Source organism: Amycolatopsis sp. cmx-11-51, assembly GCF_047608665.1.
Lineage (GTDB): Bacteria > Actinomycetota > Actinomycetes > Mycobacteriales > Pseudonocardiaceae > Amycolatopsis.
Window position 1 is genome coordinate 95345 of the sequence record NZ_JADNQO010000006.1, and the last position, 10736, is coordinate 106080.

Annotated in this window: 11 protein-coding genes and 1 pseudogene; 11 read left to right on the plus strand and 1 reads right to left on the minus strand. The window is 65.1% G+C overall.

Annotation, left to right across the window (positions count from 1 at the left end; all coding sequences use genetic code 11):
- The first annotated feature begins 18 nt into the window (after nt 1-18).
- The gene (locus ACM6LU_RS22210) at nt 19-426 is read left to right on the plus strand and encodes a VOC family protein (RefSeq protein ID WP_414939655.1); all 408 of its coding nucleotides are present in this window, start codon (nt 19-21) and stop codon (nt 424-426) included.
- 123 nt (nt 427-549) lie between these two features.
- On the opposite strand, the gene ACM6LU_RS22215 is transcribed toward ACM6LU_RS22210, so the two are convergent.
- On the minus strand, nt 550-1107 hold the full coding sequence (locus ACM6LU_RS22215) for a helix-turn-helix domain-containing protein (RefSeq protein WP_414939656.1): 558 nt from the start codon (nt 1105-1107) through the stop codon (nt 550-552).
- A 77-nt stretch (nt 1108-1184) separates the two neighbouring features.
- On the opposite strand from ACM6LU_RS22215, the pseudogene ACM6LU_RS22220 reads away from it, so the two are divergent.
- The 10 genes and pseudogenes from ACM6LU_RS22220 to dbpB (ACM6LU_RS22265) form a co-directional block, all read left to right on the plus strand.
- Nucleotides 1185-2318, plus strand: a pseudogene (locus tag ACM6LU_RS22220) (MFS transporter); the annotation flags it as partial.
- A gap of 301 nt (nt 2319-2619) precedes the next feature.
- Nucleotides 2620-3060 carry a hypothetical protein gene (locus tag ACM6LU_RS22225; protein WP_414939658.1) on the plus strand — a complete coding sequence of 147 codons (441 nt, stop codon included), beginning with the start codon at nt 2620-2622 and terminating at the stop codon, nt 3058-3060.
- Between the two features lie 471 nt (nt 3061-3531).
- Entirely contained in the window at nt 3532-4245 is a 714-nt protein-coding gene (queC, locus tag ACM6LU_RS22230; protein WP_414939659.1) for a 7-cyano-7-deazaguanine synthase QueC, read from the plus strand.
- Nucleotides 4245-4886, plus strand: a complete 642-nt coding sequence (gene queE, locus ACM6LU_RS22235; protein WP_414939660.1) for a 7-carboxy-7-deazaguanine synthase — start codon at nt 4245-4247, stop codon at nt 4884-4886. The genes queC and queE overlap by 1 nt, the downstream gene beginning before the upstream one ends.
- Complete coding sequence (queD, locus tag ACM6LU_RS22240; protein ID WP_414939661.1) at nt 4886-5245, plus strand: 6-carboxytetrahydropterin synthase QueD; 360 nt, start codon at nt 4886-4888, stop codon at nt 5243-5245. Before queE ends, queD begins: the two co-directional genes overlap by 1 nt.
- Nucleotides 5242-6063 carry a GTP cyclohydrolase FolE2 gene (folE2, locus tag ACM6LU_RS22245; protein ID WP_414939662.1) on the plus strand — a complete coding sequence of 274 codons (822 nt, stop codon included), beginning with the start codon at nt 5242-5244 and terminating at the stop codon, nt 6061-6063. Before queD ends, folE2 begins: the two co-directional genes overlap by 4 nt.
- Entirely contained in the window at nt 6060-7010 is a 951-nt protein-coding gene (locus ACM6LU_RS22250) for a hypothetical protein (protein WP_414939663.1), read from the plus strand. Before folE2 ends, ACM6LU_RS22250 begins: the two co-directional genes overlap by 4 nt.
- A complete protein-coding gene (gene dbpB, locus ACM6LU_RS22255) occupies nt 7010-8140 on the plus strand; it encodes a DGQHR domain-containing protein DpdB (protein WP_414939664.1) in 1131 nt (376 codons plus the stop codon). The genes ACM6LU_RS22250 and dbpB (ACM6LU_RS22255) overlap by 1 nt, the downstream gene beginning before the upstream one ends.
- The gene (gene dpdA, locus ACM6LU_RS22260; RefSeq protein ID WP_414939665.1) at nt 8137-9375 is read left to right on the plus strand and encodes a tRNA-guanine transglycosylase DpdA; all 1239 of its coding nucleotides are present in this window, start codon (nt 8137-8139) and stop codon (nt 9373-9375) included. The genes dbpB (ACM6LU_RS22255) and dpdA overlap by 4 nt, the downstream gene beginning before the upstream one ends.
- The gene (gene dbpB / locus ACM6LU_RS22265) at nt 9372-10556 is read left to right on the plus strand and encodes a DGQHR domain-containing protein DpdB (protein ID WP_414939666.1); all 1185 of its coding nucleotides are present in this window, start codon (nt 9372-9374) and stop codon (nt 10554-10556) included. The genes dpdA and dbpB (ACM6LU_RS22265) overlap by 4 nt, the downstream gene beginning before the upstream one ends.
- The last annotated feature ends 180 nt before the right edge of the window (nt 10557-10736 follow it).

Below are 10736 nucleotides of genomic sequence, written 5' to 3' on the forward strand. Positions count from 1 at the left end.
TCACCTAGCGTGACCGGCATGGACATCAGCATTCACGGGAGCTTCCTCCCGCAGACCGACCCCGAAGCCGCACTGGCGTTCTACCGCGATCTCCTGGGCTTCGAGGTGCGCAACGACGTCGGCTACGACGGGATGCGCTGGCTCACCGTCGGCCCGCCGGGGCAGCCCGTGTCGATCGTGCTGCACCCGCCTGCCGTCGACCCCGGCATCACCGACGACGAGCGCCGTGTCATCGGCGAGATGATGGCCAAGGGCACCTACGCGGGCATCCTGTTCTCCTCGGACGATCTCGACGGCCTCTTCAAGCACCTCGCCGAGGCGGGCGCCGAGATCATCCAGGAGCCGACCGACCAGCCGTACGGCCTGCGCGACGGCGCCGTCCGCGACCCGTCCGGGAACCTGATCCGTATCCAACAGCGCGTCTGAAAGCTGAAGGGCGGAGCTGAGGGGCTTACTCGAAAGGTGACACTCCGCCATCGTGAGGTGGATGACCAGGTAGCGTCCTGCTGACGTCGATCGCGGTCGCGGGTTCACCGGAAGACACTGACGTCACCGGGTGCGGACGCGGACGCGGATCCGCTCGCCCTGCCTGCCGAAGAGGCTGAGCACCTCGACCCGCCCGCGGCCGGTGGCGCCGAACCAGTGCGGCGTCCGGCAGTCGAACTCGGCCGCCTCGCCGGGACCGAGCACGACGTCCTGGTCGCCGAGCACCAGCCGGAGCCTGCCGCGCAGCACGTAGAGCCACTCGCGGCCGGTATGCGTCCGCGTCCGGGGTTCGTCGTCGCCGGCCGGGATCGTCATCTTGTAGGCGTGGGGCCCGTCCTCGTGCCGGGTGAGCGGGATGAGGATCCGGCCGTCCGCGGGCGGTTCGAGCACTCTCGGTGAGGACACGATCTCATCGACGCGCAGGCCCAGCGCGGCGATGACCGGCAAGAGCAGCTCGAGGCTCGGCTTGCGCTGCCTGGATTCGAGCCGGGACAGGGTGCTGGTGGAGATGCCGGTGGCGCGGCTGAGCTCCACCAGCGTCACCCCCTTCTTCTCGCGGGCGTGGCGCAGCCGGGGTGCGATCAGCTCGATCGCCGCGGCGACGGCGGGTTGGCTCTCCATTCCGCCAGCACAGCAGTCCGTCCCGATTCCGGCAAAGTTCTTTGCCGAAACCGCCAGAAGCTTCGGATGCTGGCGCCATGACCGAAACCCCACGGCTCCCCGCCGGCGTCTACCTCCTCGCTTTCAGCCTGTTCGCGATGGGAAGCGCCGAGTTCCTGATGGCCGGGGTCCTGCCCTCGGCCGCCACGGACCTCGGCGTCTCCCTGTCGTCCGCGGGCGCGCTCATCACCGCGTTCGCGCTCGGCGTCGTCCTCGGCGGACCGCCGTTCGCCGTGCTCAGCCTGAAGTGGCCACGGCGCACCGCGCTGATGACCACGCAACTGGTGTTCGCCGCCGCGATCGCGGCGGGCCTGCTCGCCGACGACTACTGGTTCCTGTTGGTCACCAGGTTCATAGCCGGCCTCGCCTACGCCGGCTTTTTCGCCGTCGCCGCCGTGACCGCGATCAGCCTGGTGACCCCCGACCGTAACGCCCGGGCCTCGGGCGTCGTCGTCGCCGGACTCAGCGTCGCCATGGTGGCCGGGGGACCGGTGGGCACCCTGCTCAGTAACCTCACGGACTGGACCGGCGGCTTCTGGGGCGTCGTGGTGCTCACGGTCGTGGGCATGGTCGCCTGCGCCGTCGGCCTGCCCGCCACTTCGTCGTCGGTCCCGAGCCTCTCCGGCGAACTGCGCGCGATGCGTTCTTGGCGCCTGTGGGGCGTCTACGCGATCACGATCCTGAGCACCGCCGCGTACATGGTGTCGTTCAACTACTTGTCGGCGATGTTGGCGGACGTCCTTCCCGCCGTCTGGATCCCCGCCGTCCTCGCGCTGTTCGGAATCGGCGCCTTCGCCGGTCTGGCCGTCGGCGGCCGGATCTCCGACCGGCGCCCGCACCACGCGCTGCTCGTCGGCGTCCTCGGCATCGCGGTGTTCTCGGCACTGCTCGCTCTCTTCGCCACTTCGGCCTGGGTTGTCGTGCCGCTGGTCTTCCTGCTGGGTATCGCGGCTTTCGTGGTCAACCCGGCGCTCTACGGGCGGGTGTTCGCCATCGCCGGTTCCGCCCCGACCCTCGCCGGTGCCACCACGGTGTCGGCCTTCCAGCTGGGCATCAGCCTGACTCCGGCCTTCGCCGCCGGGGCGCTGAACCTGGGCGCTTCACTGACCGTCATCCCGTGGATCGGCGCCGTCCTGGCCCTGGTCGCCGTCCCGCTCGTGCTCCTCGATCGCTCACATGCTCGCCTCTGGGCGAGCAGCGAGCCAGGCCTTGAACACCTGCTTTGAGCGGCCCTCGACCATGTCGAGGAGTGCCGATGTGTTGACCCACCTCGACCATCCTGGCACCAGCACGGCCGACACGGTCGAGGTTGGCAGATTTCGACCTGCCCCTTCAGAACGCGTCACGTTGGAGATCACGAGCGGCGCTCAAGAAGCTCGACGACAGCTTGCAATGATCTGCTGCTGTACTTCGCTGCTGTACGGGTAGCAAAAAGGCCCTTCCCGAATTCCCGGAAAGGGCCTTTGAGCTGCTGTGGACCTTGGGGGAGCTTACTACAACACAAAACCCAAGGTAGAAGCCCTGGAGACCCTGCTCCGGAAGCTGCCAGACCCCACCGAACCGACTCCGCCACCCGTAGACCGCCCTAAAGCACGGCGAGCACGCCAACTCGACGCCGACCAGGTCCAGAAGCTCGTCGCCGGCTATCAGGCCGGAGCGACGGTGTACGAACTGGGCGACCGGTTCGGCATCGAGCGACGGACGGTCAGCAACATCCTCAAACGTCACGACGTGCCGATGCGCCGCCGTGGGCTCTCCCCCGAGCAGGTCGACGACGCTATCCACCTCTACAACCTCGGTTGGTCTCTCGCGCGAGTCGGCGAGCACCTGGGCGTCGACCACACCACCGTGCTGACCAAACTCCGCGAACGCGGCGTCCCCACCCGTGACACCCACGGACGACCACGATCGTGAGCATCGGTCGTCATCCGTCCACGCACGTCGATTCCGTACACTCGGCCAGCGGTGAGCGTGCCGACAGTCAGCATAGGTCCTTGAGGTTGCACCCGGTATGTCGTGAGAGCCGTGACGACCAACGACGGCTGGCGCGTGTCGACTTCCAGAGAACGCCCACTGGCTCTGCCACTTGCGCCGCAGAAACAGACCACGCCGCCGCAGGATATGGAGTATGAGTACGTCGAGGTCGGTCAGAGTCGTCGCGGTCCCAGAACTCGGACGGATCCGATGCGGCTCGACGCGGCCGACAGACGCGTACCCCAAGATCACCCCGGCTTGTTGCGTGTTGGTCGGATCTGATGGAATGACACTGGTGTAGTTTTGACGCCCGACCGTACAGCTAAACTGCGGTTGATCTAGCAAAAATGATCTTGAAGTTTCCGTCAGGCTGGCCGACTCGCCAGCTGACAGATAGACTTTGGAGGTGGCATGGAGAGCAACGGCCGCAAGGCGGTAGTCCTCCTCAGCGGCGGGTTGGACTCCGCGACGGTTCTGGCGATGGCCCGAGCTGAGGGATACGAGCCGTATGCACTGAGTTTCCGATACGGCCAGCGTCACGATGTGGAGCTCGACGCCGCGAAGAAGGTCGCTACCGCGCTCGGAGCGGCCGGGCACGTGGTCGCGGAGATCGACCTGCGGGTGTTCGGTGGCTCGGCGCTGACCGCCGACATTGATGTTCCTCATCACGACAGCGCGGATGACCTGGAGACCAGCGAGATCCCCATCACCTACGTGCCAGCCAGGAACACTGTCTTCCTGTCGTTCGCCCTCGCCTGGGCGGAAACCCTGGATGCCAGCGATGTGTTCATCGGTGTCAGCGCGGTGGACTACAGCGGCTACCCGGACTGCCGCCCGGAGTACATTGAGGCGTACGAACGGATGGCCAATCTCGCCACCAAGGCTGGCGTGGAAGGCCGTCAGAACCTGCGCATCCACACCCCGTTGATCGAACTGAGCAAGGCGCAGACCATCGCCCGTGGCCTGGAGTTGGGTGTCGACTACTCCCTGACGCACAGCTGCTACGACCCGAGCCCGCAGGGCCAGGCGTGCGGTACGTGCGACTCTTGCCTCCTCAGGGGACGGGGGTTTGCCGAGTTGGGCCTCACCGACCCCGCCCTATCCGCGCCGTCTGTGGTCGCCTGATGGCCTACCAGGTCAAAGAGACCTTCTACACCCTCCAAGGCGAGGGCACCCACGCTGGCCGGCCAGCGGTGTTCTGCCGATTCGCAGCGTGCAACCTGTGGAACGGTCGTGAGTCCGGGCGGGCTCGGGCCATCTGCAAGTTCTGCGACACCGACTTCGTTGGCACCGACGGCCCCGGCGGTGGCACCTTCGCCACGCCAACCGACCTCGCGACCCACGTGTCCGCGATGTGGCAGGGGAACGCGCATGAGCGTGCACAGCCGTTTGTGGTGTGCACCGGCGGCGAACCGCTACTGCAGTTGGACGAGCCTCTTGTCGACGCACTCCATGCGGCGGGGTTCGAGATCGCTGTGGAGACCAACGGCACACAGTCGGCTCCCGCAGGGTTGGACTGGATCTGCGTCAGCCCGAAGGCCGGCGCCGACCTGGTCCTCACCGCAGGCGATGAACTTAAACTGGTGTTCCCGCAAGAAGGTGGGGAGCCGGAACTGTTCGAGCATCTGAACTTTCGACAATTGCTGCTGCAACCGATGGATGGCCCGGATCGCGCTCTCAACACGAAACTGGCCGTTGAGTACTGCCTGGCGAACCCGCAGTGGAGCCTGAGCCTGCAAACCCACAAGTACCTCGGGATCCAATGATGGAAATCTTCCGCGAGTTCACCTTCGAGGCCGCGCACCGGCTGCCGCATGTCTCTGAGGGCCACAAGTGCGCTCGACTGCACGGGCACTCCTATCGTGTCGAGGTGCACGTACAGGGCGAGGTGGGGCCGGACACCGGCTGGGTGATGGACTTTGGTGACCTGCGTGCGGCGTTCCAGCCGCTGCACGAGCAACTCGACCACCGGTACCTCAACGAGGTACCGGGCTTGGAGAACCCGACCAGCGAGGTGCTGGCGCGGTGGATCTGGGATCGCCTGGCGGGGCAGTTGCCGCTGTCGGCCGTGCAGGTACGTGAGACGTGTACCTCCGGCTGTATCTACCGCGGGGAGGACCAGTGACCCTGGAAGACGTGCAGGGGCGACCGGACACCCGTGGTATCGCGCTCGACGAGGCGGGGGTAGCCGGCTTGCGCTATCCCGTCACGCTCGCGGATCGCGATGGAGCCAAGCAAGAGTCCGTCGGGCAGGTCACGATGTCGGTGGCCGTGCCAGCGGAGGTCAAGGGCACTCACATGAGCCGGTTCGTGGAGATCTTGCACGAGCACGCCACTGACATCAGCATCGCTACCATGCCGATGGTCCTCGACGCCGTTTGTCAGCGTCTCGGCGCCGAGCAGGCGCGCCTGCAGATCCGCGCGACCTACTTCCGGGAGCGGTTTGCCCCAGTCAGCCAAGCTCGATCGCTGATGGGGTATGACGCTGTGTGGTCGGCCGCTGCGGACGGTACGTCGACGCTGCTGGCTCTTGAGGTCCAGGTACCTGTGACGAGTGTATGCCCCTGCAGCAAAGCCATCAGTGACTACGGCGCGCACAACCAGCGCGGTCATATCACGATCCGTGTCCAACAGGCTGACGACGTCAGTCCTTTGTGGATCGAGGACCTCGTCGACATCGCCGAGAACTCGGCATCGGCACCGGTTTACCCACTGCTGAAGCGGCCCGATGAGCGGCACGTCACCATGCAGGCGTACGACAACCCGGTGTTTGTCGAGGACATGGCCCGCAATGTGGCCACTCAGTTGCGCGACGACCCGCGTGTCGCGGCGTTCCATGTTCACGCGTCCAACGATGAGAGCATCCACGACCACGCCGCGTTCGCGTCAATCACGTGGCCTCGAGCGAGCACCCTCGGCCACGCTGGATGGGAGAAGCGGTGAGCCAGGCAACGGCAATGGAGCATGAACTGCACGTTGTTGTTACCTGCGCTAACCGCAAGCGTCATCCCGTGCCCCAGAACCTGCGCCTGCAAGGCATCCGACACAAGCAACTAGGCGCCAGATTCGATACCTGGATCCGCCAACTCAGCACAAGCCAGGCAGAGGAAGTGTCGGCTGACCAGCTTTACGGTGGTGAGCACTGGCAAGTCGCGCGCACTCTTGGCCAACATGCCGCCGCAGGCGGCCGCACGGCCGCCACGTGGGTGTGTTCCGCTGGGTACGGCCTCGTGCCTATCACGGCACCGCTGCGCCCCTACGCGGCCACCTTCACGTTCGGCCACCCCGACTCAGTTGGGGGCACGGCCGAGAGCGTCCAGCGGTGGTGGGACCACCAGAGCAATTGGCAGGGCCCAGTCGCTGGCTCTCCGCGCTCGTTGGCGAGCCTCGCGGCTCAAGCACCCGGCGCACACCTGCTTGTCGTGTTGTCGGCGATGTACCTGCGCGCATGTGCCCGTGATCTCGCCGCCCTGGCGGAACACCTAGGGCAGTCCGAGCAGCTGACGATCATCTCCGTTGGCGGCTCTGCGCCACGGGAGTTGCGGGAGTTTGTGCTGCCCGCGGACGGTCACCTGCAGACCGTTGTCGGAGGCACCCTGGGCGCGCTCAACGTGCGCCTAGCGGCCCGATTGCTACAGACGGCGCCGAACACACCACCGAACAGGCAGGCGTTCGCGGATGGTCTCTCACAGCTGCGCCTGCAAGCCGGGCAACGCCCGGTGTTCCAGCGAACGCCAATGACTGACGAGCAGATCCGCGCCTTCATTCTGGAGCGTGTCACCGAACACAGCACCCATACCGCGATGCTCCGGCAACTGCGCAGCTCCGGACTGGCCTGCGAGCAGAGGCGGTTCGCCCAACTGTTCGCAGCCACCGTGAGGAGCCGGTAATGCCGCCGACATCTGTCGTCCTCAAGCGACGGGCGCTGCGAATCGACCAGGTCCCAGACCTCACGCTGTACATGTTCACGCTTAAGGCCAGCGAGATCCTGCAAATCGCAGACATCTCCAGGGTGAGCCGAGACGAGGCCGGCAAGCTCATCGGCTATCAGCGCCCGGAGGTACGCAGCCACGTCAACGAAATCGTGGACTACCTCAACGGACCGAACGCGCTGTTCCCGAACCCGATCATCCTCGCCCTGTCCTCGGCCGCACGATTCACGTCTAGTCGAGGACCCAACACCACTGACGGACTTGCTCGCGGCGGCGATATCGAGATCCCGTTGCCAACAGGCGATCGGCCCAAGCCTGCGTGGATCGTCGACGGCCAGCAGCGTGCTCTCGCTCTGACACAGACCACCAACAAGGACTTCCCGGTTCCCATCACCGCGTTCATCGCAGACTCCGTGAGCCTTCAACGCGACCAGTTCTTCCGCATCAACAACACCAAGCCGCTGCCCCGTGGCCTGGTCACCGAACTCCTGCCTGAGGTCGACACCCGGCTGCCTCCCCGACTGTCGATCAAGAAACTCCCGTCGGAGCTGTGCAACCTGCTCAACCAGGACAAGGAATCCCCGTTTCACGGGCAGATCCGCCGCGCCTCCTCGGACACCAATGCCTCTCGTAGTGCGGTGGTCACCGACACCAGCATCATCAAGATGCTGGAGGAGAGCCTGTCCACGGGATGCCTCTTCGTGTATAGGAATCTGACCAGTGGTGAGATCGACACTGACGGACTCTGGACGGCGCTGATCGTCTACTGGTCGGCGGTGCGCGACACCTTCCCCGATGCTTGGGGGAAGCCAGCGGCCAAGAGCCGCCTCATGCACGGTGCTGGTATCCAGGCGATGGGGCGCTTGATGGACCGCATTCTCACCACCATCGATCCCAGTGCCGCTGCCGCACCCGCTGCGGTGCGGGCGGAACTGGCACGCGTCGCCCCGCACTGCCACTGGACGTCAGGCGTCTGGCCTGAACTCGGCATGAAGTGGAACGACATCCAGAATCTGTCGCGCCACACCCAGCAGCTGTCCAGTTTTCTCATCCGAACCTACGCGCAGAGCAGGACGCCGCGGCCATGAAGTTCTTTTTTCCGGACTCCCAGGATCAGATCGACCGTGAGTTCGACTTCGTCGCCGAGGAGAAAGGAATCTTCCGCATCCGCCAGCGCGACGACCTGTACGCCCACGAAGCGCTAAGCGAGCCCGCGTTTCACGGGCTGCTGGTGTCGAAGGCCATTGTGGACGGCACCGCCAGCGGCACAGGGAAGTACACCGTCGCCCAACGCCACCGGCTCTACCGGCAGGGCGCCCGCAAGTTCTTCCGGCTCGATCACGCTGGCCAGGCACTGGACATCATGGGCGATTGCGGCGCGTTCAACTACATCAAAGAGGACGTCCCGCCGTACAGCCCGGACGAGGTCATCGACTTCTACGAGGGGTGCGGTTTCGACCAAGGGATCTCGGTCGACCACGTGATCTTCGGATACAACCCTGCCACCGACGACGGCGCCGACGCCGACGGTCTGGAGGATTGGCGTCGACGTCAGGAGATCACTCTGGAACTCGCCGCCGAGTTCCTGGCGAAAGCCCAGCGAGAAGCGTCCTTCGAGCCAATCGGCGTGGCCCAGGGATGGAGTCCTGGCTCCTACGCCCACTCGGTGGCCAGCTTGCAGAAGATGGGCTACAGCCGTATCGCCTTGGGCGGGATGGTGCCGTTGAAGACGCAGGACATCATGACCTGTCTGGCGGCCATCGCTGACGTGCGGGACAGCGCGACGCAACTGCACCTGTTGGGCATCAGCCGATGTGAGAATGCCGCCGGGTTCGCCGCGCACGGGGTTACGAGCTTCGATAGTACGTCAGCGTTTCAGCAGGCGTACAAGGATGAGCGGAACAACTATCACACGCTTGAACGAACCTATATGGCTATCCGGGTTCCTCAAGTAGACGGTAACCCGAAACTACGAAGGGCTATCCGGGCGGGACGTATCTCGCAGGATGCGGCGATCGTCTGTGAACGGGACTGCATGCGTCTGCTACGCGCCTACGCCGGGCGAGAAGCTACGGTAGACGCCGTCATCGCGGGACTACGCGCATACGAGGATCTGCACGACCCTGGCAAAGACCGCAGCGATGCCTACCGTCAGACCCTGGAAGCACGGCCCTGGGAGCGGTGCATCTGCGGGATCTGCGACCGAATCGGCATCGAAGTCGTGATCTTCCGAGGCTCCGAGCGCAACAAGGGCCGCGGCTTCCATAATCTGTCCGTCCTCGCACACCAACTCGACCGCGAACTAACAGGGAGCACAGCGTGACCCGCACGACCAGCCGGCAGCGCAAATCCAACGGCGCCACCGCCGAGATCCGGATCCCCGCGCTGGAGGTCCGGCAGGGCCCCAATCGCATTCTGTACACGTTCGCCATCGACGGCAAGCAACTCCCGCGCGTGGCCACCGTCTCCAGGCTCCGCCGCGATGACGATGCCCAGTTGCAGGGTTACCAGCGCCCGGCGGCACTGGCTCACATCAATGCCATCCGTCGGTACATCGAGTCTCCAGACGCGATGCTGCCCAACGCTCTCGTCGTCGCCTTCGACAAACGGGTCACGTTCGAGTCCGCCGAACGGCGCTCGCCCAAGGCATACTCCCGGCCCGGCACGTTGGTGATCCCCGTCGACGACTCATGGGAGGACGCCGACAAGCCTGGCTGGATCGTGGACGGCCAACAGCGCTCGTCGGCAATTCGTGACGCCCAGGTGCAGCATTTCCCGGTGTGCGTGACGGCATTCATCACAGACGATCAGTCCCAGCAGCGCTCACAGTTCATTCTTGTCAACAACACCAAGCCGCTGCCCAAGGGCTTGATCCACGAACTGTTGCCAACCGCGACAGGGCAGCTCCCTCCGCAGCTGCAAGTGCGCCGCTACCCGGCAATGCTGCTGGAGCGTCTTAACCACGACGCGGATTCACCGATGCGCCATCGGATTCAAACGCCGACGCTGCCCGAGGGGGTCATCAAGGACAACTCGGTGCTGCGGATGCTGGAGAACAGCCTGACCGACGGCGCACTGCACCGCTACCGCGACGCCAACACTGGTGGCGGCCAGACCGAGAACATGCTCGTACTCGTCAAGACCTTCTGGACTGCAGTGAGCACGGTGTTCGCGGACGCTTGGGCTCTACCGCCACGTAAATCACGGCTTACGCACGGCGTCGGAATGATCAGCACGAGTTTCGTCATGGATGCAATCGCAGACGTCCTCGTCGAACAAGGTGAACTCGACCTGGAAGGTTTCGTGGCCGAACTCTCCCGACTGGACGAGGTGTGCCACTGGACCGCAGGCGTGTGGGAGATGGCCGATGGCACCCAGCGCAAATGGAATGATCTACAGAACACCCCCAAGGATATCCAGTTGCTCACCAACCATCTGCTGGATGAGTACCGGGCTCGCGCTTCCGGCAAACGGCGTGGTGCCCGTCAACTACGCCTCGCGTAGAGCCGCTGCTCCCGCAGGCCCTTTCGAGCCGCGGTCTGCGGCCCCTGGTGGGTCGGCCGGTTCACCGTCTTCGCTGTCGAAGCCGACCCACCAGGGGCTGACACTTGCCCCGGCCTGGCGTTGCGGCCACCCGTCGTGGATCTTCCACCGTCTGGTGAGAGCCCAGTGGTGGTGACGCCT